Origin of the sequence: Streptomyces sp. 2-1, assembly GCF_048564895.1 — a bacterium.
Lineage (GTDB): Bacteria > Actinomycetota > Actinomycetes > Streptomycetales > Streptomycetaceae > Streptomyces > Streptomyces phaeochromogenes.
The window spans coordinates 4,441,909-4,463,798 of the sequence record NZ_CP183383.1 but is presented as its reverse complement, the minus strand read 5'-3'; the positions used below and the strand labels follow the sequence as shown (position 1 = coordinate 4,463,798).

General features: G+C 69.9%; 21 protein-coding genes. 13 read left to right on the top strand and 8 right to left on the bottom strand.

The window, feature by feature from the left end:
* Positions 1 to 38: 38 nt before the first annotated feature.
* Positions 39 to 1,484 carry a tetratricopeptide repeat protein gene (locus ACN20J_RS19580; protein ID WP_419666430.1) on the bottom strand — a complete coding sequence of 482 codons (1,446 nt, stop codon included), beginning with the start codon at positions 1,482 to 1,484 and terminating at the stop codon, positions 39 to 41.
* Positions 1,485 to 1,599: 115 nt separating this feature from the next.
* Here ACN20J_RS19580 and ACN20J_RS19575 point away from each other — a divergent pair, with 115 nt between their 5' ends.
* Positions 1,600 to 3,015: an FAD-binding oxidoreductase gene (locus tag ACN20J_RS19575; protein ID WP_189843445.1), complete on the top strand. Its 1,416-nt coding sequence runs from the start codon at positions 1,600 to 1,602 to the stop codon at positions 3,013 to 3,015.
* A 32-nt stretch (positions 3,016 to 3,047) separates the two neighbouring features.
* Here ACN20J_RS19575 and ACN20J_RS19570 read toward each other — a convergent pair whose 3' ends face one another.
* Positions 3,048 to 3,521: an SsgA family sporulation/cell division regulator gene (locus ACN20J_RS19570; RefSeq protein ID WP_189843444.1), complete on the bottom strand. Its 474-nt coding sequence runs from the start codon at positions 3,519 to 3,521 to the stop codon at positions 3,048 to 3,050.
* Positions 3,522 to 3,856: 335 nt separating this feature from the next.
* Here ACN20J_RS19570 and ACN20J_RS19565 point away from each other — a divergent pair, with 335 nt between their 5' ends.
* Positions 3,857 to 5,473 carry an RDD family protein gene (locus ACN20J_RS19565; protein ID WP_419666429.1) on the top strand — a complete coding sequence of 539 codons (1,617 nt, stop codon included), beginning with the start codon at positions 3,857 to 3,859 and terminating at the stop codon, positions 5,471 to 5,473.
* 61 nt (positions 5,474 to 5,534) lie between these two features.
* Complete coding sequence (locus ACN20J_RS19560; protein WP_190227724.1) at positions 5,535 to 6,245, top strand: RDD family protein; 711 nt, start codon at positions 5,535 to 5,537, stop codon at positions 6,243 to 6,245.
* Between the two features lie 101 nt (positions 6,246 to 6,346).
* Here ACN20J_RS19560 and ACN20J_RS19555 read toward each other — a convergent pair whose 3' ends face one another.
* Positions 6,347 to 6,643 carry a hypothetical protein gene (locus ACN20J_RS19555; protein ID WP_189843441.1) on the bottom strand — a complete coding sequence of 99 codons (297 nt, stop codon included), beginning with the start codon at positions 6,641 to 6,643 and terminating at the stop codon, positions 6,347 to 6,349.
* 472 nt (positions 6,644 to 7,115) lie between these two features.
* Between ACN20J_RS19555 and ACN20J_RS19550 the strand changes: the two genes are divergently transcribed.
* Together ACN20J_RS19550 and ACN20J_RS19545 are read left to right on the top strand one after the other, a co-directional pair.
* Positions 7,116 to 9,482 (top strand): immune inhibitor A domain-containing protein, encoded by a 2,367-nt coding sequence (locus ACN20J_RS19550; RefSeq protein ID WP_189843440.1) that lies wholly within the window; start codon positions 7,116 to 7,118, stop codon positions 9,480 to 9,482.
* A gap of 121 nt (positions 9,483 to 9,603) precedes the next feature.
* Complete coding sequence (locus tag ACN20J_RS19545; RefSeq protein ID WP_189843439.1) at positions 9,604 to 9,939, top strand: hypothetical protein; 336 nt, start codon at positions 9,604 to 9,606, stop codon at positions 9,937 to 9,939.
* A 70-nt stretch (positions 9,940 to 10,009) separates the two neighbouring features.
* Here the strand turns inward: ACN20J_RS19545 and ACN20J_RS19540 are convergent, their stop codons facing one another.
* Positions 10,010 to 10,594 (bottom strand): nicotinamidase, encoded by a 585-nt coding sequence (locus tag ACN20J_RS19540; protein WP_055617031.1) that lies wholly within the window; start codon positions 10,592 to 10,594, stop codon positions 10,010 to 10,012.
* Positions 10,595 to 10,772: 178 nt separating this feature from the next.
* On the bottom strand, positions 10,773 to 12,101 hold the full coding sequence (locus ACN20J_RS19535) for a nicotinate phosphoribosyltransferase (protein ID WP_189843438.1): 1,329 nt from the start codon (positions 12,099 to 12,101) through the stop codon (positions 10,773 to 10,775).
* 79 nt (positions 12,102 to 12,180) lie between these two features.
* On the opposite strand from ACN20J_RS19535, the gene clpS reads away from it, so the two are divergent.
* From clpS to ACN20J_RS19500, 7 genes are all read left to right on the top strand, one after another.
* Complete coding sequence (gene clpS, locus ACN20J_RS19530) at positions 12,181 to 12,498, top strand: ATP-dependent Clp protease adapter ClpS (protein WP_189843437.1); 318 nt, start codon at positions 12,181 to 12,183, stop codon at positions 12,496 to 12,498.
* An 84-nt stretch (positions 12,499 to 12,582) separates the two neighbouring features.
* Positions 12,583 to 13,188, top strand: coding sequence for a DUF2017 domain-containing protein (locus ACN20J_RS19525; protein ID WP_055617034.1), 606 nt, complete (start codon positions 12,583 to 12,585; stop codon positions 13,186 to 13,188).
* Positions 13,189 to 13,521: 333 nt separating this feature from the next.
* The gene (locus tag ACN20J_RS19520) at positions 13,522 to 15,000 is read left to right on the top strand and encodes an amino acid permease (protein ID WP_189843436.1); all 1,479 of its coding nucleotides are present in this window, start codon (positions 13,522 to 13,524) and stop codon (positions 14,998 to 15,000) included.
* A gap of 99 nt (positions 15,001 to 15,099) precedes the next feature.
* Complete coding sequence (locus ACN20J_RS19515; protein ID WP_055617035.1) at positions 15,100 to 15,522, top strand: Mov34/MPN/PAD-1 family protein; 423 nt, start codon at positions 15,100 to 15,102, stop codon at positions 15,520 to 15,522.
* Positions 15,523 to 15,615: 93 nt separating this feature from the next.
* A complete protein-coding gene (locus ACN20J_RS19510; RefSeq protein ID WP_313904860.1) occupies positions 15,616 to 15,717 on the top strand; it encodes a putative leader peptide in 102 nt (33 codons plus the stop codon).
* Positions 15,718 to 15,821: 104 nt separating this feature from the next.
* Positions 15,822 to 16,100 (top strand): MoaD/ThiS family protein, encoded by a 279-nt coding sequence (locus ACN20J_RS19505; RefSeq protein WP_143632625.1) that lies wholly within the window; start codon positions 15,822 to 15,824, stop codon positions 16,098 to 16,100.
* A 22-nt stretch (positions 16,101 to 16,122) separates the two neighbouring features.
* Positions 16,123 to 17,073 (top strand): PLP-dependent cysteine synthase family protein, encoded by a 951-nt coding sequence (locus ACN20J_RS19500; protein WP_189843434.1) that lies wholly within the window; start codon positions 16,123 to 16,125, stop codon positions 17,071 to 17,073.
* Between the two features lie 225 nt (positions 17,074 to 17,298).
* On the opposite strand, the gene ACN20J_RS19495 is transcribed toward ACN20J_RS19500, so the two are convergent.
* Positions 17,299 to 17,781 (bottom strand): type II toxin-antitoxin system PemK/MazF family toxin, encoded by a 483-nt coding sequence (locus tag ACN20J_RS19495; protein WP_189843433.1) that lies wholly within the window; start codon positions 17,779 to 17,781, stop codon positions 17,299 to 17,301.
* A 187-nt stretch (positions 17,782 to 17,968) separates the two neighbouring features.
* On the opposite strand from ACN20J_RS19495, the gene ACN20J_RS19490 reads away from it, so the two are divergent.
* Complete coding sequence (locus tag ACN20J_RS19490) at positions 17,969 to 18,721, top strand: MBL fold metallo-hydrolase (protein WP_189843432.1); 753 nt, start codon at positions 17,969 to 17,971, stop codon at positions 18,719 to 18,721.
* A 179-nt stretch (positions 18,722 to 18,900) separates the two neighbouring features.
* Here the strand turns inward: ACN20J_RS19490 and ACN20J_RS19485 are convergent, their stop codons facing one another.
* On the bottom strand, positions 18,901 to 20,151 hold the full coding sequence (locus tag ACN20J_RS19485; protein WP_189843431.1) for a PTS transporter subunit EIIC: 1,251 nt from the start codon (positions 20,149 to 20,151) through the stop codon (positions 18,901 to 18,903).
* 286 nt (positions 20,152 to 20,437) lie between these two features.
* Positions 20,438 to 21,724: a PTS transporter subunit EIIC gene (locus tag ACN20J_RS19480; protein WP_190227726.1), complete on the bottom strand. Its 1,287-nt coding sequence runs from the start codon at positions 21,722 to 21,724 to the stop codon at positions 20,438 to 20,440.
* Positions 21,725 to 21,890 lie beyond the last annotated feature (166 nt).

Genomic DNA, 21,890 nt, shown 5'->3' with positions numbered 1-21,890 from the left:
GCCGCAGCCTGCAAGGCCGTTGGGGGCAATGGGCGCCGTCACACCGGGCCCAGTGCCTCCAACGCCTCCTTCGCTGCCGGAACACCGAGCGGCGAGAAGTACGGACTGATCCGCAGCGCCTCCTCCAGATGGCGGCGCGCGGGTCCCTCCCGCTTCAACTGCCGCTCGATCATGCCCCGGTGGTACGCGTACGGCGCACTGCGCACCGCGCCCACGTGCTGCCTGTCCGTGGCCTTCGTGGCGAAGACGAGCGCGTCCTCGTGCTGTCCGGCGCGATGCAGCGCCCACCCCAGCGCGTCCGCGACCGCCGCGGAGGGATGCCGCTCCCACTCGTCCCGCAGCAGCCGCACGGCGGCCTCCGCGTCACCGTGGTCGGCCTCGAAGAGACCCGCGACGAGATCGGTGTTCACCCCACCGGCGGCGCCCGCCCGCACCCGCTCCCGCACCACGTCGTACTGGGCCCGCGCCTCGCCGCCCTGCCCCAGCGACTCGTACAACTCGCCCAGCTCCCACGCGTACTGGGGCAGCGCCCGCTTCTCCGACGCGGCCCGGTACGCGCTCACGGCCTCCGGGGTCCGGCCCAGGGCGGCCAGCGCCCGGCCCTGCCCGGCGAGGGCGGAGTGCCCGTCGGGATCGGCGCGCACCGCGGCCTCGAAGGCACGCAGCGACTCGGTGGGCTCCCCGCGCTCCCAGGCCAGCTCCCCGGCCGCGACGAGAGAGTCGGCCCGCTCGGCCGGAGCGGAGGCGAGCGCCACCGCGTCGGAGAGCGCGGCGGCGGCGTCCTCGCGGAGCCCCTGGTCCCGGTACACGAAGGCGGCCCGCGTCAGCACCCGTGCCCTCGGCGCCGCCGACCCCTTCGACAGCCGGACGAGCCTGGCCAGCGCCTTGTCCGCGGCCTTGAACTCGCCGAGCCCCCGGTACGCCTCGATCAGCGCCGGATAGGCCGCCCACCGTTTCGGCGAGGCCGCCACCGAGGCCTCGCCCCACTTCCGCGCCGCCCGGAAGTCGTGCCGGGCATCGGCGAGCGCGGCCAGCCCGTCGAGCGCCTCCACGTTCTTCTTCGGCTTCGCCCGCAACGACGTACGCAACGCCTTCTCGGCCTTCGGGTAGAACCGCGCCTGGCCGGTCCGCTCACCCCGCTCCGCGTACGCCGCGCCGAGCACCGCCCACGACCGCACATCACCCGGATGGGCCCGCAGATGCGCCTCGCGGTCCCCGATCAGCGCGACCAGATCGGGCAGCGAGGCGGGTGCCCCGGCCCCGACGGCGGTCTCGGCCCGAGCCACCGGACCGGGCGCGGGCGGCCGTCCGTCCGGCTCCGGGGGCGCCACCATCAGCACACCGCCCAGCGCGGCACACCCCGCCACGGCGCATCCCACGACGGCGCCGACGAGCGTCCCCCTCCTGGCCGAACGACCCGCCGAACGACTCACCGGACCACCCGCCGGACCGCCCGCCGAACCCGAGGCCAGCTCTTTTCCCATGCCGCTCTCCATGCGGCTCACTGTGCGCCAATACGAAGAGCACACCCGGCCACCACCCCGGCACGGAAAGCCTCGCGCGGGCGGGGTTCACACCGATGGCCCCGGGTGCGACGCTGTGATCATGAGCCGTATCGAAGCCCGACCCGATGAAGACAGCGTGGCGGTGGGCAGCCTCGTCGACCGTCTCCTCGCGGGCCTGCCGGCCGAGGCGGTCCTCACCGACCCGGACGTCACGGCCTCGTACGCCAACGACATGGCCAGCTTCTGCGAGGCCGGCACCCCCGCCGTGGTGGTGCTGCCGCGCACCGTCGAGCAGGTCCAGCACGTCATGCGCGTCGCCACTGAACTACGGATCCCAGTCGTCCCGCAGGGCGCCCGTACGGGTCTGTCGGGCGCCGCCAACGCCTCCGAGGGCTGCGTCGTGCTGTCCCTCGTCAAGATGGACCGCATCCTGGAGATCAGCCCGGTCGACCGGATCGCGGTGGTCGAGCCGGGTGTCATCAACGCCACGCTCTCCCGCGCCGTCAACGAACACGGCCTCTACTACCCGCCGGACCCCTCCAGCTGGGAGATGTGCACGATCGGCGGCAACATTGGCACCGCGTCCGGCGGGCTGTGCTGTGTGAAGTACGGGGTGACGGCCGAGTACGTCCTCGGCCTGGACGTGGTCCTCGCCGACGGGCGTCTGATGTCCACCGGCCGCCGTACGGCGAAGGGCGTCGCCGGATACGACCTGACCCGGCTCTTCGTCGGATCCGAGGGCTCGCTCGGCATCGTCGTACGGGCCACGCTCGCCCTGAAGCCGCAGCCGCCCCAACAGCTCGTGCTGGCCGCCGAGTTCGCGTCCGCCGCGGCCGCCTGCGACGCGGTCTGCCGGATCATGGAGGGCGGCCATGTGCCGTCGCTCCTCGAACTCATGGACCGTACGACGGTGAAGGCCGTCAACGACATGGCGAACATGGGCCTGCCGGAGTCCACCGAGGCACTGCTCCTCGCCGCCTTCGACACGCTCGACCCTGCCGCCGACCTGACGGCCGTGGGCGCGCTCTGCGAGGCGGCGGGCGCCACACAGGTCGTACCGGCGGACGACGCGGCCGAGTCCGAACTGCTGCTCCAGGCCCGCCGGTTGTCCCTCACCGGCCTCGAAGCGGTCAAGGGCACGACGATGATCGACGACGTGTGCGTACCGCGCTCCAAGCTCGCCGAGATGCTCGAAGGGGTCGACCGGATCGCCGAGAAGTACCAGCTGACCATCGGGGTCGTCGCGCACGCCGGCGACGGCAACACCCACCCGACCGTCTGCTTCGACGCGGGCGACCCCGACGAGTCCCGGCGCGCCCGCGAGTCCTTCGACGAGATCATGGCCCTCGGCCTGGAACTCGGCGGCACGATCACCGGCGAGCACGGCGTGGGCGTCCTCAAGAAGGAGTGGCTGGCGCGCGAGATCGGCCCGGTGGGCGTGGAGATGCAGCGGGCGATCAAGACGGCGTTCGACCCGCTGGGCATCCTCAACCCCGGCAAGCTTTTCTGAGTCACCTCCTCGGCTGCTCGCGGCCCGCCGTCTCACTCCCCGTCCTTGGACTCGTCCGAGGGCCAGGGGTCGCGCAGCCAGAGGTCGTCGGCCGGGGTGGGCGCGAGGAGTTCGGCGAGGCCGTCGTCGATGCCGAGCTGGTCGGCCTCGGTGCCCGGCGGGACCGCCCGCAGGGTGCGCTCCAGCCAGGCCGACACCTGGGCGGCGGGCGCCTCCAGCAGGGCGTCCCCGTCGGGTGAGCTCAGCGCCATCAGGACCACGCTCCGCCCGGCGACCTTCGTCGGCCACACCCGCACATCCCCGTGCCCGCACGGCCGGAACACCCCCTCCACGAGCAGCTCGCGCGCGAACGTCCAGTTCACGGGGTGATCCGAGCCGATGTGGAAGGCGATGTGGACGGCGTACGGATCGTCGGTGCGGTAGTTCAGCCGGGCCGGGACCGGGATGCTGCGCTCGGGGGACAGGACCAGTTTCAGTTCGAGCTCGCGCTCCACCACGGTGTACATGTCGTGCGTTTCCTCTCGTCCAGTGGCCCTGTGGGTGGGCCCGTACGAGTGGAGAGGGCGCGGGCCGCGAAGCATTACGCGGGTTCGCCGAACTTTTTCCGAAGGCACCGGCACCCGACCGGCACATGACCGTCGGACCCGGCCGGTAGCCCCGACCGGCAGACCCGATCAGCACACGGCCGCCAGACGGTCGTCACCCGACCGGAAGAGGCCGGAAAACGTGGCGGAACCTTGCTCGAAGGGGGTAGGTACGCCAGGAGCGGCAGTGACCCTTGCGCCGGTCTGATAGATGTGGACGCTCAACACGACCCCCGAGCAGATACGGGACGACGGACATGAGCGCCCCAACCCCGGCCCCAGGCGACGACAGGCCCCGCGAAGGGTATTACCCGGACCCTTCCATTCCCGGATATGTCCGGTACTGGAACGGTGCCTCGTGGGTGCCGGGCACCAGCCGGCCGGCGCCGTCCGGCGGCGAGCCGCTCTCGTCGCCCGCGGACGAACGGTCCGTGCCCGCCTCCACGGAGGAGACGGGGCCGCACTTCTTCGACGAGGACCCGCCGGCCGCGAACCCGTCGCCCGCCGACGCCCAGCACGGCAGTCGGCCCGAGCCCGCGACCGCGTGGGGCGCCGACCGCTCACGGCAGACCGGCTTCGGCGGCGACCCGGACCGCCGGATCCGCTGGGGCAAGCCCGATCCGCGCGTACCCACCGACCAGCCGGCCGACTCCGCCGGACCCGCCCTGCCGTCCCAGCCCGACGGCAGGTCGGACCACACGGACGGCATGGCCACGTTCCACTCGTACGAGTCCGAGGGCCGGGCCGATGCCGATGCCGGTGCCGGTTCCGGGTCCGACGGGGGCTCGGGGGCCCTCAAGCCGCCGGGCTCCGGCGGCTCGGTGGTGTTCCGCAGGCCCACCGGACCGGTACAGCCGACCGGAGCGGCGGGCTCCGCCGGACCCGGGGCCGCCGGGCCGGCCGGGGGAGCGGGCGCGGCGGGAGCCATGGGCGCCGGGCGCGCGCATGTCTCGGGCGGCGACCGTCCGGGCGGTGTGCCCGGCTCCCGTGAACCCCTCGCCTCCGAGGGCACGATGACGTTCAGGGCCGTACCTCGTGGGGACCGGCAGCGCGGGGCGCAGGCCTCCGCAGCCCAGTCCTCGGCGGCGGCTCAGGCAGCCGCGGCCCAGGCCCAGGCCCAGGCGGGCCCGGCCCAGGCGGCCCCCCAGGGCCCCGCAGCCGCCTTCCCGGCGGCCCCCGTAACTCCGCAGCAGTCCGCCCCTCAGCAGGCCGCCTCCGGCACCCCTCCGCAGTCCGGCTCCGGCGCGCCCATGGCCGCGGGTGTGGGCGGTGGGCAGCCCTCCTGGGCCCAGCAGGTGCACCGCCTGGCCGGGCCGGACGAGGACCAGCCGGTCGTGCCGTGGAAGCCGGTGCGGGAGGACCCGTTCCAGGCGGTGGCCCGCTCGCAGGCGAACGCGCGCCCGGCGGGACTCGGCAAGCGCTTCGCGGCCAGGCTCGTGGACACGATCGTGCTGGCCGCCGTCACCGGCGCGGCGGCCGTTCCGCTGGGCACCAAGGCGCTCGACCACGTCAACGAGAAGATCGACGCGGCCAAGCTGTCGGGTGAGACCGTCACGGTCTGGCTCCTCGACGGCACCACCGCGGTCTACCTCGGCATCATCCTGGCCGTACTGCTCCTCTTCGGTGTCCTCTACGAGGCGCTGCCCACCGCCAAGTGGGGCCGCACCCTCGGCAAGAAGCTGTGCGGCCTCCAGGTGCGGGACATCGAGGGCGGCGACCCGCCGTCGTTCGGTCTGGCCCTGCGCCGCTGGCTCGTCTACAGCGTTCCCGGTCTTCTCGCCATCGGTGTCGTGGGTGTCCTGTGGGGCGCGTTCGACCGCCCGTGGCGCCAGTGCTGGCACGACAAGGCGGCCCACACGTTCGTCGCGGGCTGACCGGTCCCCCGGACGGCCGCCCCCCATTGCACAGTCGGGGGGTTCGCGGTCGACTCGGGATATGACCACCGAGCCGCCGCCCCCGCCGGATGACGATCCGTTCAAGAAGAAGCCGCCGGACGAGGGCTCGCCCGGACAGCAGCCGCCACCGCCCGGCGAGGGCCCGCCGTTCGACCCGTCGTACGGCAACGAGCCCCCGCCGGGCACCGGTTCGCCGTACGGGGCCACTCCGCCGCCCCCGCCCTACGGCGGCGGTGACCCGTACGGCAGCGGTGGTGGCGACCCGTACGGCGGCGGTCCGTACGGCAACGACCCGCTGGCCGGGATGCCTCCGCTGGCCGACAGCGGCAAGCGCACGCTCGCGCGGATCATCGACATGATCCTCGTCGTCATCGTGGTGTGGCTGGTGACGTGGGCGTTCAACGTCAACGAGTACGACGTGGACACGGACAAGATCGACTACGGCAGGTCGTTCGGCCAGTCGCTGATCGCCGCGGTGCTCTACGTCGGCTACGACACCGTCATGACCGCCAGGGCGGGGCAGACCCTCGGCAAGAAGTGGCTGCATCTGCGGGTGGCGAACCTCGACAACGGCTCCACGCCCTCCGTGCAGACCTCGCTGGTCCGCGCGCTGGTCCTGTGGCTGCCGTTCGCGTTCTGCTGCGCGTGCATCTGGACCGCGATCGCGGGCGGCTGGAGCTTCTTCGACAAGCCCTACAAGCAGGGCCTGCACGACAAGGCGGCCAAGACGGTGGTGGTCAGCACGGGCTGAGTTCCACAGGAGTCAGCGCGGGCTGAGTCCACAGGCGGCGCAGACGACCGGCGGGTCCGTGGTCAACGGGCCCGCCGGTTCGTGTGGTCGTTCGGGTCGGCTCAGGCGCGCTCGCGGACCGGCTCGGACGCGCCGGCGACCGCGACGGTCTCGCGCTGCACCGGAACTCGGTGTTCCGAGAGGGTGACGGACGCGGGCCGGGCAACGGACGCCGTCGGCGCGGCGGGCTTCGGTACGGGAACCGTCATGGCCACGAGGAGGCCGAGCACGAGGGCGGAGAGCGCTATCACCACGACTCCCAGGCCCGAACTCGTCTGTGACAGCAGCAGCATGGCGAGCGTGGAGAAGATCACGGTGCAGGAACCGTAGGCGAGCTGTGCGGCGGTCGGACGAGGCATGGCTATTCCGATCCTCGGGGTGGGGGTCTCCCCCCGTGCCTCTCGCGATGGGGGAGGGTGCGGATAAGAATCTGGGGTTCGACAACGGTGTCCGGTTGGCAAACCACCGGAAATCCGGCGAGCCGCCAACCGACTCTAATCGGCTGTCTGCCCGAGCGGAACGAGCAGTAAGCGTGACCTAACCCACGGTGCCGGTGCACAGGGGGCGCACGGAGTCATGGCGTCCATCAAGTGGACGTTCGAACGCGCCTGTTGAGTCGTACACCGTTCCTCCGTGAGCGGACGGATGTCCGCGCGCGGCGCACGACCGCCGGTGCATAGCCCACTTGACCTGTTCAAGTCAAGGTCTGTCTTTTCTCCCGCAACTCCGATCGAATGTCGTCACTTGTGACGCGCATAGAGCGCGCGCGGACTCCATGACCTGGACACCCCTCCATTCCGCGCGCCCGGGCGCGGGGGAGGACTGCATCAAGTGACCAGCAGACCATGGACGTTCAGAGCAGCCGCGGTGGGTGTGTCGCTCGCAGCGGCCGCTGCCACGTTCTCGACCTTCGCGGTGGCGCAGGCCGCTGCCGGCGACAAGCCGGCCGCGGCGGCGGGCCGTCAGGATCCGGCCGCGAACCGGCAGGACCCGGCGCGCGCCGAGAACAACACCGATCGCGAGCACGACCTGAAGGGCCCGCTGACCGAACGTCAGGAGGCCCAGCGCGAGGAAGCGCTCAAGCAGGTCATATCCGGCGACGCCACCGTCAAGAACCGCGGCGGCTCGCAGGTCGTGAAGCTCCAGGACGGCAAGTACGTGGAGCTCGGCCGGGAGAAGACCGACCAGATCTTCACGATCCTCGTGGAGTTCGGCGACAAGACGGACCCCCGCTACGGCGGCACCCCGGGTCCCCTGCACAACCAGATAGCCCAGCCGGACCGTGCCGAGGACAACAGCACGGCCTGGCAGGCGGACTACAACAAGAAGCACTTCGAAGAGCTCTACTTCGGCACCGGCAAGGGTGTCGAGTCGATGAAGAAGTACTACGAGAAGCAGTCCTCGGGCCGCTACTCCATCGGCGGCGCGGTCTCCGACTGGGTCAAGGTGCCCTACAACGAGGCCCGTTACGGCTCCAACAAGTGCGACCCCGACACCTGCGCGTGGAACGCCGTCGCCGACGGTGTCACCGCCTGGGCAGACGCACAGAAGGCGGCCGGCAAGTCCGACGCCGACATCAAGTCCGAGCTGGCCGCCTACGACAAGTGGGACCGCAACGACTTCGACGGCGACGGCAACTTCAACGAGCCCGACGGCTACATCGACCACTTCCAGATCGTGCACGCCGGCGAGGACGAGTCCGCGGGCGGCGGCGCACAGGGCGAGGACGCCATCTGGGCCCACCGCTGGTACGCGTTCGGCACGGACGCCGGCGCCACCGGCCCCACGGGCAACAAGATGGGCGGGGCGCAGATCGGCAGCTCCGGCATCTGGGTCGGCGACTACACCATCCAGCCGGAGAACGGCGGACTCGGCGTCTTCGCCCACGAGTACGGCCACGACCTCGGTCTGCCGGACCACTACGACACCACCAACACCGCCGAGAACTCCACCGGGTTCTGGACGCTGATGTCGTCCGGCTCCTGGCTCGGCGAGGGCAAGAACACCATCGGTGACCTGCCCGGCGACATGACCGCCTGGGACAAACTCCAGCTCGGCTGGCTGAAGTACGACACGGCCAAGGCAGCGACGCGCTCCACCCACAAGCTGGGCGTGGCGGAGTACAACACCAAGAACGCCCAGGCGCTGGTCGTCGAACTGCCGGAGAAGGAGGTCACCAACCCGGTGGTCACCCCGGCTCAGGGCGCGACCCAGTGGTGGAGCGGCAGCGGTGACGACCTCAAGAACACGCTGACCCGTTCCGTCGACCTCACCGGCAAGTCCTCGGCCACGCTGACCCTCGACGGCTGGTACGACATCGAGACCGACTTCGACTACCTCTACACCGAGGTCTCGACCGACGGCGCCAACTGGACGCCGCTGGACGGCACGGTCGACGGCGCTGCCCTCCCGCGCGACGGCAGCGGCAAGCCCGCGCTGACCGGCACGGTGGACGCGTACAAGAAGCTCTCGTTCCCGCTCGACGCCTACGCGGGCAAGAAGTTCGACCTCCGCTTCCGCTACCAGACCGACGGCGGGGTGGCCCAGAAGGGCTTCGCGGCCGACGTGATCACGGTGACGGCCGACGGTTCGCCGGTCTTCTCGGACAACGCCGAGACCGCCGACGCCGCCTGGAAGGCCACCGGCTTCTCCCGCATCGGCGCGGCCGTCACGGACGACTACGCGCAGTACTACATCGCCGAGAACCGCCAGTACGTGTCGTACGACAAGACCCTCAAGTCGGGCCCGTACAACTTCGGCTTCTCGACCACGCGCCCGTCCTGGGTGGAGCACTTCCCCTACCAGAACGGTCTGCTGATCTGGAAGTGGGACACCTCCCAGAACGACAACAACGTCAGCCAGCACGCGGGCTCCGGTCTGCTGCTGCCGGTGGACGCTCACCCGAAGCCGCTGAAGTGGTCCGACGGCACGCTGATGCGCACCCGCATCCAGTCGTACGACTCGCCCTTCAGCACCTACCGGACGGACGCCCTCAGGCTGCACAAGGCGGACGTCGCCACGAAGATCCCGTCGCTCCCGGGCAACCGGATCTTCAACGACCACACGAACACCTACTACGACGAGACCAACCCGACCTCGGGTGTCCGCGTCACTGACACCAACACCAAGATCGCGATCGTGAAGGAGCCGCGCGACGGCTCGACGATCACGGTGAAGGTCTCTGCCGCGACGAAGTAAAAGGCATTTCCGCAGGTCAAACCATGATCGGCCGCAACCCCCTGGCGGGTTGCGGCCGATCGTGTTTAGGTGCGTGCTGTGACTCTCTTATTGACACTGGTTCTCACGGGGGTGTGACTGCATGGCCGCAGGAGGTTTCTGCAAGCTGCCGAACGGCACGGTGGTGGTGGCGTTGAACCTGCCCCGACCGCCCGCCGCGGGCAGCGGCTCGGTACGCGTGCTCGTGCACGCCCAGAACCGCGCCCGCGCCCTGACGCGGCTGCGGAACCTGGGCATGCGGGCGGTGTACCTGCGCGGCAACGCGGAGCCCCCGACCCCGGACGAGATCACCGCGGTCCTGCACCATCCCGACGGCCTCATATGGCGCACGGCACCCGGCGCGGACGCCTGCGCGGCCGAGCTGTGGCACCCGATCCGGGCGCTGATGCGGCGGACGGCGACACCGCAGGGGTTCTAGGCCGGGCCCCGGACCGGGCAGGGGCGCGCGAGCCCTCGGATCGGGCAGGGGTGCGTGGGCCGCTTCCGGTTCAGACGACCGGCTTGCCGCTCAGTTCCACGCCCGCGGCGCTCAGCTCCTCCAGGGCCCGCTCGGTGGTCTCCTCGGCCACGCCGGCCGTGAGGTCGAGCAGGACCTGCGTACGGAAGCCCTCGCGGGCCGCGTCCAGGGCGGTGGCGCGGACGCAGTGGTCGGTGGCGATGCCCACCACGTCGACCTCGGTGATCTCGCGGGCGCGCAGCCAGTCGCCCAGCGTCACGCCGTTCTCGTCGGCGCCCTCGAAGCCGCTGTACGCCGCCGCGTACGCCCCCTTGTCGAAGACCGCGTCGATCGCGCCGGAGGCGACCACCGGGGCGAAGTTCGGGTGGAAGCCGACGCCCTCGGTGCCCGCCACGCAGTGCGCGGGCCAGGAGTGGACGTAGTCGGGGTTGTCGGCGAAGTGGCCGCCGGGGGCGATGTGGTGGTCGCGGGTCGCCACGACATGGCGGTAGCCGGCGGGGGCCTGCCCGATCAGCTCCGTGATCGCGGCGGCGACGTCGGCTCCGCCGGACACGGCGAGGCTGCCGCCTTCGCAGAAGTCGTTCTGCACGTCTACGACGATCAAGGCGCGGCGCATGTCGGTGTCCTTCTGCGAGGCGCTCCACAGGGAGCGGTTCGTAGTCTGCGGGTGGGCATGGCGGGAGGGATGCGATTGTGGCCGTTGCATTCCCGCTCCTCGTCCGTTCATGCCCGTTCGGGCTCGGGGTGGCCTGAGGTGGGTCCCCGGGCGCTGCCCGGATCCCGTCCCACGTGGCTCATACGTACTCGGTCGGAATGACGGCTTCCCCGCGGGAGAGCTGGGTCGCCGAGAGGGGCAGGTTCGCGCGGGCCGCCGCGTGCCGGTCGCGTACGACGTCCAGGGGCTCGCGGGCGAGGACCTGGCCGCCCTTGACGAGCTCCACCAGGAGCTGACGGTCGCTGAGCTCGGCCGGGACCGCCCCGAGGCCGATGACCTCGGCCTCGGCGACCCCGTACGCGTCGAGCCGCCGCGCGGCCCACTTACGGCCGCCGATGGACGTCTTGCCGCCCGTCGACTTCTTGGCCACCGGAACGAGCGGAGCCTTCGGGTCCGCGGACTCGGCACGGGCGACGAGCTTGTAGACCATCGAACAGGTCGGATGGCCGGATCCCGTCACCAGCTGCGTGCCCACGCCGTACGCGTCCACGGGCGCCGCGGCCAGCGAGGCGATCGCGTACTCGTCCAGGTCCGAGGTCACGATGATCCGGGTGTTCGTGGCGCCCAGCTCGTCCAGCTGCTGGCGCACCCGGTGCGCCACGAGCAGCAGGTCACCGGAGTCGATGCGGACCGCTCCGAGCTCGGGTCCGGCCACCTCGACGGCCAGCCGGACGGCCTCGGTGACGTCGTACGTGTCGACGAGCAGCGTCGTGCCCCGGCCGAGCGAGTCGACCTGGGCCTGGAAGGCGTCCCGCTCGTTGTCGTGGAGAAGCGTGAAGGCGTGGGCGCTGGTGCCGACGGTCGGGATGCCGTAACGGAAGCCCGCGGCCAGGTCGGAGGTGGTCGTGAAGCCGCCGACGTACGCCGCCCGGGACGCCGCGACCGCGGCCAGTTCGTGGGTGCGGCGGGCGCCCATCTCGATCAGCGGGCGCTCCCCGGCGGCCGAGGCCATCCGGGAGGCGGCGGCCGCGATCGCCGAGTCGTGGTTGAGGATGGAGAGGATCACGGTCTCCAGGAGCACGCACTCCGCGAAGGAGCCCTCGACCCGCAGGATCGGTGATCCGGGGAAGTAGACCTCGCCCTCGGGGTAGCCCCAGACGGCGCCGCTGAAGCGGTAGGAGGCCAGCCACTCCAGGGTCGGCTCGTCGACGACGCGGCGCTCGCGCAGGAAGCCGAGGACGTCCGCGTCGAAGCGGAAGTTCTCGATCGCGTCCAGTACGCGTCCGGTCCCGGCCACGACGCCGTAGCGGCGGCCCTCGGGCAGCCGGCGTGTGAAGACCTCGAAGACCGAGCGCCGGTCGGCGGCCCCGCCCTTGAGGGCGGCCTGCAGCATGGTCAGCTCGTAGTGGTCCGTGAAGAGCGCGGTGGAGGGAACATCAACCGGCAGCCCTAGGTCCGCAGTGTTCATGGCAAAGGATGGTACCCCTATCTCGTCACTCTGACGATTTGTGGGTTCGTTTGGCCGGGCACCCACCTGTGGTGGCAGCATGGGCCGTGTGACGGCTCCCGCACCCCTAGAGACCGAAAAAACCGAGTCGGCGGAGGAGGTCTTCGCCGTACCCGAGCCCGACGTCCCCTGGGTGACCATCGTCCACAACGACCCGGTCAACCTGATGAGCTACGTGACCTACGTCTTCCAGACGTACTTCGGCTATCCGAAGGACAAGGCCACCAAGCTGATGCTCGACGTCCACCACAAGGGCCGGGCCGTGGTCTCCAGCGGCACGCGCGAGGAGATGGAACGCGATGTGCAGGCCATGCACGGCTACGGTCTGTGGGCCACCCTCCAGCACGACCGGAAATAGCACGACCGGAGTCGGGCCGGTGGAACCCGGCCCGACCGGCAGTTGCCCGACGCCCGCGCAGTACTGGAAGTAGCGACGCACCTGATGCCAGGACACTTCGAACCGCTCCCCGGCGGCGGCGCGGCCGTCGCGCTCGACGAGGTCGAGATCTCCATCATCCGCTCCCTCGCCGTACAGCTCCTGGAGCTCATCGGACCGGGACCGGGCGAGGACGCCTCCGACGACCCGCTCGCCGAGCTGTTCGCGGAGGGCCCGAGCGAACCGCCCTCCGATCCCGTGCTGAAGAGGCTCTTCCCCGACGCGTACAGCGGGCCCGACGTCGAGGCCAACTCGCCCGAGCAGGCCGAGGAGCAGCGCGCGTACTCCGCCGAGTTCCGCCGCTTCACCGAGAACGACCTGCGCGCGGCCAAGCGCGAGAACGCGCTCACGGTGATCCGCTCCCTGGACACGCTCTCGGCCGTGGGGGAGGGCGGCGCGGTCCTCAAGCTCTCCGCCGAGGAGTCCGAGCAGTGGCTGCGCGCCCTCAACGACCTGCGCCTGGCCATCGGATCGCGCCTCGACGTCGTCGACGAGGAGGACACCGACCTCCTCTACCGGCTGCCGGACGAGGACCCGCGCAAGCCGATGGTGATGGCGTATCTGTGGCTGGGCGGCCTTCAGGAGACGTTGGTTGAAACGTTGATGTCCTGACATATTCCGTTCGCTCAGCGGACGCTCAAATCCGAATAACGATCGCGTCACCGTGACCGCGCCCTATGGGGCGCGGTCCGACTTTTGTCCGGTTCTCCCTGTGGTGTGCGCTACACGCGCCTCAGGTGATCAGTGTTGCGGCCGTGATAAATCTTCACGACCGCCCGGCAGGACGCCACCCATGTCCGGCCGGGTGCGCCACCGGTCGGCGGATCGCCGACCAGGCACGAGCGGGCACGGGGAGCCCACTCAGCTCCATTCAATCCGGGGGGATCGGGACCCGATCCGGAGCCGACGACGGCTCGGATCGGCATGGAGAAAGGCGCACCAGACATGACCTCGGTGCAGGTCGGCAAGAACGACGACGGGCACGACCGCAAAGGCGTCGTGGGCAGCGAAGGCCCCGAAGGGGGTCACGCCCCCGAAGAGGGCTACGAACGCGGCCTCAACAGCCGTCAGGTCCAGATGATCGCGATCGGCGGCGCCATCGGCGTCGGCCTCTTCCTGGGGGCCGGGGCGAACATCGCCAAGGCGGGCCCCAGTCTCATCCTCATGTACGCCCTCGCGGGCGTCATCATCTTCTTCATCATGCGGGCCCTCGGAGAGCTCCTGCTCTACCGTCCCGTCTCGGGCTCCTTCGCGGAGTACTCCCGCGAGTTCCTCGGCCCGTTCTTCGGCTACTTCACCGGCTGGACGTACTGGCTGATGTGGGTCGTCACCGGCATGGCGGAACTCACCGCCGCCGCGATCTATGTCAACTACTGGTTCCCGCAGATCCCGCAGTGGGTCACGGCCCTGGTCTTCCTGGTGGTTCTCTTCGCGGCCAACCTGATCTCGGTGAAGCTCTTCGGCGAGATCGAGTTCTGGTTCTCGATGGTCAAGGTCACCGCCCTCATCGGCATGATCGTGATCGGCCTGGGCGTCCTCACCTTCGGCTTCAGCTCCGCGGGCGACTCGGCCGCCGTCTCCAACCTCTGGGCCTTCGACGGCTTCTTCCCCAAGGGCATCGGCTCGTCCCTGATGACCCTCCAGGGCGTGATGTTCGCCTACCTCGCCGTCGAACTCGTCGGCGTCACCGCGGGCGAGTCCGAGAACCCGGAGAAGACCCTCCCCAAGGCGATCAACACCCTGCCCTGGCGCATCGCCCTCTTCTACGTCGGCGCCCTCACCGTCATCCTCTGCGTCGTGAAGTGGACCGAGTTCGCACCAGGAGTCAGCCCCTTCGTGGAGGCGTTCGCGAAGATCGGCATCCCGGCGGGCGCGGGCATCGTGAACTTCGTCGTCCTGACGGCGGCCCTGTCCTCCTGCAACTCCGGCATGTACTCCACCGGCCGCATGCTGCGCACCCTGGCGGACAACGGCGAGGCCCCCAGGATCTTCAACAAGCTGTCCTCCACGAAGACGCCCGCGCTCGGCATCACCGTCTCCATGCTCTTCATGGGCATCGGCGTGATCCTGAACTACATCGTCCCGGAGAAGGCCTTCGGCTACGTCACCTCGGTGGCCACCGCGGCCGGCATCTGGACCTGGTTGATGATCCTGGTCAGCCACATCCTGTACCGCCGCGCGGTCGACGCCGGACGCCTGCCCGCCTCGTCCTTCCCGGCCCCGGGCGGCGCGAAGCTCAGCTGGGTCGCGGTCGTGTTCCTGCTCTTCGTCACCTGCCTCATCGCGTACGACGCCGACTCCCGCGTCTGCCTCTACGTGATGGCCGGCTGGGCGGCGGCACTGGGCATCGGCTGGGCCGTGCTGAAGTCGCGGAACCCTGAGGTCACCGAGCGCCGCGACCCGGAGTTCGAGAAGATCGGCTGACGGACCTCGCACAGAACATGTGGGGCTCGTGGCCCAGCATGTGGGCCGCCCCGTACCACCCCTCGGTACGCGGCGGCCCTTCTGCTTATCCTGACGACCATGCTGACCATCACCCAGGCCCTCGTCGACCAGATCGTCGCGCACGCGCGCCAGGACCACCCCGACGAGGCGTGCGGCGTGGTCGCCGGCCCGGAGGGCACCGGCCGCCCCGAGCGGTTCATCCCGATGCTCAACGCCGCGCGCTCGCCCACGTTCTACGAGTTCGACTCCGGCGACCTCCTCAAGCTCTACCGCGAGCTGGACGACCGCGACGAGGAACCGGTAGTCATCTACCACTCCCACACGGCCACCGAGGCGTACCCGTCCCGCACCGACATCTCGTACGCGAACGAGCCCGGCGCGCACTACGTCCTGGTCTCCACGGCGGACGCCGACGACGCCGGACCCTTCCAGTTCCGGTCCTTCCGGATCCTGGAGGGCGAGGTGACGGAGGAGGAGGTCACGGTCGTGGAGACGTACTGATCCCGAGGTACCGATCCCGCACTTCGGTCAGAATTCATCCAGTATCTGAGATCACATTCCAGGACCCGGACCGGGAATCGATACGATGACCCCATGGTTTCCCACGACGTGAGCGACAAGACCCCGGGCATGCTGCTCGTGGCACGGTTGCACGTCGACCTGTGCAGGCTGCAGAGCGCCATCTGTACGCGCTGAATCCTGCCGCCGTACGGCCGTGAGCCGCGGCGCCTCACAAAGCTCACCTGTTTCTCTGCGCTGCCGCGCGCCCACCGACTCACTCCCGACAGGAGCCCACAGCCATGGCCATCGAGGTCCGCATCCCCACCATCCTCCGCACCTACACCGACGGCCAGAAGGCCGTCGAGGGCGGCGGGGAGACCCTCGCCGCACTCTTCGCCGACCTGGAGACCCGTCATGCGGGCATCCAGGCCCGCATCGTGGACGGCGGCGAGCTGCGCCGCTTCGTGAACGTGTACCTGAACGACGAGGACGTGCGCTTCCTCGACGGCATCAACACCAAGCTGACCGACGGCGACAACGTCACGATCCTGCCGGCCGTCGCCGGCGGCATGGTCTGACCGGCCCGGGCTCTGATCGCTGATGCGTTACGACTCCCCGCTGGCCGCGGTGGGCAACACCCCTCTGGTGCGCCTGCCGCGGCTCTCGCCGTCCGCCGACGTCCGCATCTGGGCGAAGCTCGAGGACCGCAATCCGACCGGTTCGGTCAAGGACCGGCCCGCGCTCCACATGATCGAACAGGCGGAGAAGGACGGCCGGTTGACGCCCGGCTGCACGATCCTGGAGCCCACCTCCGGCAACACCGGCATCTCGCTCGCCATGGCGGCGAAGCTCAAGGGCTACCGCATGGTCTGCGTCATGCCCGAGAACACCTCCCAGGAGCGGCGGGAGCTGCTCGGCATGTGGGGCGCCGAGATCATCCCGTCGCCGGCGGCGGGGGGATCGAACACGGCAGTTCGGGTGGCCAAGGAGCTGGCCGCCGAGCATCCCGACTGGGTGATGCTCTACCAGTACGGCAACCCCGACAACGCGGGCGCCCACTACGCGACGACGGGTCCGGAGATCCTGGCCGACCTGCCGTCCGTCACCCACTTCGTCGCCGGGCTCGGGACCACCGGCACGCTGATGGGGGTCGGGCGTTTCCTCCGCGAGCACAAGCCCGACGTCAAGATCGTCGCGGCCGAGCCGCGGTACGACGATCTCGTGTACGGGCTTCGGAACCTCGACGAGGGGTTCGTGCCCGAGCTGTACGACGCGTCCGTCCTGACGACCCGTTTCTCGGTCGGCTCCGCCGACGCCGTTACCCGTACCCGGGAGCTGTTGCAGCAGGAGGGGATCTTCGCGGGTGTCTCCACGGGGGCCGCGCTGCACGCGGCGATCGGCGTCGGCAACAAGGCCGTGAAGTCGGGCGAGCCCGCCGACATCGTCTTCGTCGTGGCCGACGGCGGCTGGAAGTACCTTTCCACGGGCGTCTACACCGCCGCCACGACGGAAGAGGCCATCGAGACGTTGCAGGGTCAGCTCTGGGCGTAGGGGGTTTTCGCCCCCGCCGCCCCTACCCGTCCCGTCCCTGGGGGCTGCGCCCCCAGACCCCCGCTTTCGGCCTGAACGGCCTCGTCCTCAAACGCCGGACGGGCTGATGGTGTCGGCCCGGGCCGCGAACAATCCAGCCCCTCCGGCGTTTGAGGAGCGGGGGTTCGGGGGCTGGCCCCCGAAAGGGACGGGAATGGGTAGGGGCGGCGGGGGCGAGGAGAAGCCCTAGCGGGTGAGGTTGCGGACCTGGTCCCAGATCGAGGGGTCCACCGGGCCCACCCGTCGGCGGAAGTCCCGCACCGGCAGCCCGCGCAGCTCACCCGTTTCGAGGAAGCTGGCCCGCCCCCGCGCGTCCCCGACGGACCCGGGCGGAAGCGGAATCACCCCGGCCCGCCGCTCATCGGGGCTCTTGCTGGTGATCTTGGCGACGACAGCCGTGCGGCCCCGCACGGACAGGACCAGGCAGGGCCGGTCCTTCGCCCCGGGCCCGTCCTCGAACGGAACATTCGCCCACCAGATCTCGGCCGGCCGCGGCCGAGAAGCACGAGAAGGCCGACGGATCCCACCCCGGGCCGGGGGCCTCCCCGGAGGTCGACCCCGCCCGCCGGAAGACCCCCGTCGCCCCCGCCGCCCCCACCCGTCCACCAGCGTCGCGACACCCGCCAACAGCACCACGGCCGCCAACGCGAGCCACCACGACGTATCCATGGATATGACGGTACCGGCGTGACGGGGCCCACGTCCGGCCACCCCGCTGGCCCCCGAACCGGTGACACCGCAGGTGAGTTCCCCCACAACGGCCCTCGACGGAGGAGCGACAGGACCTTTTGCGCCTTACGCTCGACGGACCGCACGACCCCCGTCTTCACTCCCCGCCAGCGGAGGTTTCTGCTTTATGAAGCTCACCGTCGTCGGCTGCTCGGGGTCGTTCCCGTCCGCGGAATCGGCCTGCTCGAGCTACCTCGTCGAGGCCGACGGCTTCCGGCTGCTTCTCGACATGGGCAACGGTGCCCTTGGCGAGCTGCAGCGCCACTGCGGTCTCTACGACCTTGACGCGATCTTCCTCAGCCACCTGCACGCCGACCACTGCATCGACATGTGCGCGTACTTCGTCGCGCGCTACTACCGCCATGACGGCGGCCGCTGCGATCCGATCCCCGTCTACGGACCGGAGGGCACGGAGCAGCGCCTGACCACCGCGTACGCGGACACCCCCTCCGCCTCCTCGATGAGCGAGGTCTTCGACTTCCACACGGTCAAGCCGGGCTCGTTCGAGATCGGCCCGTTCTCGGTGCACACCGAGAAGGTGAGCCACCCCGTGGAGGCGTACGGCATCCGTGTCGAGCACGGCGGCCGGTCGCTCACGTACTCCGGGGACACCGGCGTGTGCGACACACTGGACGAACTCGCCCGGGACACCGACCTGTTCCTCTGCGAGGCCGCGTTCACCCACGGCAAGGAGAACATCCCGGATCTCCACCTCAACGGCCGCGAGGCCGGCGAGACCGCGACCCGCGCCGCGGCCCGCCGCCTGGTCCTGACCCACATCCCGCCGTGGACGGACCCCCAGGCGAACCTCGCCGACGCCCGAGCGGCGTTCGGAGGACCGGTGGAACTCGCCACACCGCGAGTCACGTACGAGATCTGAAGGTCACGTACGAGATCTGACGTCGTCCGTACGAGATCTGGCGTCGTCCGTACGTGGCACTGCGCGCGCAGCGCCTGATCAGGCTACGCAGCACAAGGCCCCCGGAGCCGATCGGCTCCGGGGGCCTTTGTCATGCCTCAGGCCTTGGTGCTCAGGCCTTGGTGCTCAAGTCTTGGTCCTCACGCCTTGGTGAGGTCCTCGACCTCCTCGTCGGGCTCGCGGCCCGGCGTCGCGAGGTTGAACCTGATGATCGCGAAGCGGAAGGTCACGTAGTAGATCGCCGCGAAGACCAGGCCGATCGGGATGATCATCCATGGCTTGGTGGCGAGGTTCCAGTTCAGGAAGTAGTCGATGGCACCCGCGGAGAAGCTGAAGCCGTGGTGGACGCCCAGCGCCCAGGTGACGGCCATCGAGATGGCGGTCAGGACCGCGTGGATCACGTACAGCACCGGCGCGATGAACATGAACGCGAACTCGATCGGCTCGGTGATACCCGTGACGAACGAGGTCAGCGCGAGGGAGACCATCATGCCGCCGACGGCCTTGCGGCGTTCGGGGCGGGCGCAGTGCGTGATCGCCAGGGCGGCGGCCGGGAGCGCGAACATCATGATGGGGAAGAAGCCCGTCATGAACTGACCGGCGGTCGGGTCGCCGTGGAAGAAGCGCGGCAGGTCACCGTGCCAGACGGCACCGGCGGAGTCCGTGTAGGTACCGATCTCCTGCCAGGCGACGGTGTTCACGAACTGGTGCATGCCGACCGGGAGCAGCGCGCGGTTGATGGCGCCGAAGATGCCCGCGCCGACCGCGCCGAGGCCGGTCATCCACTCGCCGAAGTTGGTGATGACGTCGCCGATGGGCTCCCAGACGAGGCCGAAGAAGACGCCGACGGCGGTGCCGATGAAGGCCATCAGGATCGGTACGAGACGGCGGCCGTTGAAGAAGCCGAGCCAGTCGGGGAGCTTGGTGCGGTGGAAGCGCTGCCAGGTGACGGCGGCTATCAGGCCCATCACGATGCCGCCGAGGACCTTGGGGTCGTTGTAGGTCGCGGCGACGTCCGCGCCCTTCTGGACCTTGGCCTCGCTGATCGGGAACGCGGTGAGGACGTTCTTGTAGACGAGGAACCCGACGAGCGCCGCGAGCGCGGTGGAGCCGTCCGACTTCTTGGCGAAGCCGATGGCGATGCCGACGCAGAACAGCAGCGGCAGGTTGGCGAAGACCGCGTCGCCGGCGGTGGCGAACACCGACGCGACCTTGTCCCAGCCGAGTCCGTCCGCGCCGAACACATCGGGCTGGCCGAGACGGAGCAGGATGCCGGCGGCCGGCAGCACGGCGATGGGGAGCTGCAGGCTGCGGCCGACCTTCTGCAGGCCCTGGAGCAGGCCGGATCCCCACTTCTTCGCGGGGGCCGCCGGAGCTGTGGCGGTGGTCATGGTTCCTCCATGTGCAGGGTGCTGCCGGGGACGGGAAGTGAACGGAAGGGAATTGCACGGGGGATGGACAGCATCCACGTGGTCTACACCACTCAGTGGTGTAGACCTGTTGTAGCACGGTGAAGGTGAGATAAGGAACCCGCAGTTTTTGTGGCCTGGACCATACGGAATCAAGTGCCCGTAAGCATGAAAAAGCGCCCCATAAGGGGCGCGGGGAACTGCGCGAAACGGCCACGATGGTCCGCAGACTACGAACGGCCTCGGGGCCCCAGGAAGAGCGGAGCGCTTACGCCTTCGTCACGTCCTCGACCTCGTCCTCCGGCTCCCGGCCGGGCGTCGGCAGGTTGAACTTCGTGATCGCGAACCGGAAGACCACGTAGTAGACGGCGGCGAAGCACAGGCCGATCGGAATGATCGCCCAGGGTTTCGTGGCCAGGTTCCAGTTGATGACGTAGTCGATCAGGCCCGCCGAGAAACTGAACCCGTCGTGCACGCCCAGACCCCAGGTCACCGCCATCGAGACGCCCGTGAGGATCGCGTGCACCGCGTACAGCGCGGGCGCGATGAACACGAAGGAGTACTCGATCGGTTCCGTGATGCCCGTGACGAACGACGTCAGGGCGATCGACATCATCAGGCCGCCAATTTCCTTGCGGCGCTGGGGTTTTGCGCAGTGCGTCATCGCCAGGCACGCGGCCGGGAGCGCGAACATCATGATGGGGAAGAAGCCCGACGTGAACTGGCCCGCGTCCGGGTCGCCCGCCAGGAACATGTTGATGTCGCCGTGCACGACCGTGCCGTCCGGCTTGGTGTAACTGCCGAACTGGAACCACATGGGCACGTTCAGGAACTGGTGCAGCCCGATCACCAGCAGCGCGCGGTTGGCGAGACCGAAGAGGCCCGCACCCCACGAACCCAGGCTCACCAGCCAGTCGCTGAAGTCCTCAAGACCCCGGCCGACCGGCGGCCACACCCACAGACACAGCGCCGCGAACGCGATCGCCACGAACGCCATGATGATCGGCACGAGACGGCGGCCGTTGAAGAAGCCGAGCCAGTCCACCAGCTTGGTGCGGTGGTAGCGCTGCCAGAAGTAGGCCGCCATCAGCCCCATGATGATGCCGCCGAAGACGCCCGGATTCTGGTACGTGAACACCACCACCGAGCCGTCGTCCGCCTGACAGCCGGCCGCCACCACCTTCGCCTGCTCCGCACAGTCCTCCGGGAACTGCCGCAGCACGTTGTAGTAGACGAGGAACCCGGCCACCGCCGCGAGCGCCGTCGAACCGTCGGCCTTCTTCGCCATGCCGATCGCCACACCGACGCAGAACAGCAGCGGCAGACCGAGCGAACCGTCCAGCAGGGCGCCGCCCGCGCCCGCCATCACCTTGGAGACATCCGTCCAGCCGAGACCGTCGGCACCGAACACATCCGGCTGGCCCAGGCGGTTGAGAATGCCGGCGGCCGGCAGCACGGCGATGGGCAGTTGGAGGCTGCGGCCCATCTTCTGCAGGCCCTGGAACAGGTTGTTCCAGCGGGCGCGCGCGGGCGCGGCGGCGCTGTCGGCACTCATCGGCGGTCCTCCTGCATCCTCCCGCGCCCCTCCACACGTCTCCCGCCGCCCGCCCGCACCCCCTGGAACGGGACCGGGTTTGGCGGCCGTTGAAAACTGGTGTAGACCAGTCGGCGAACGGTCGCGCTGTCGTGTTCGCCATCATTCGGTACGGGTGACGTGACCG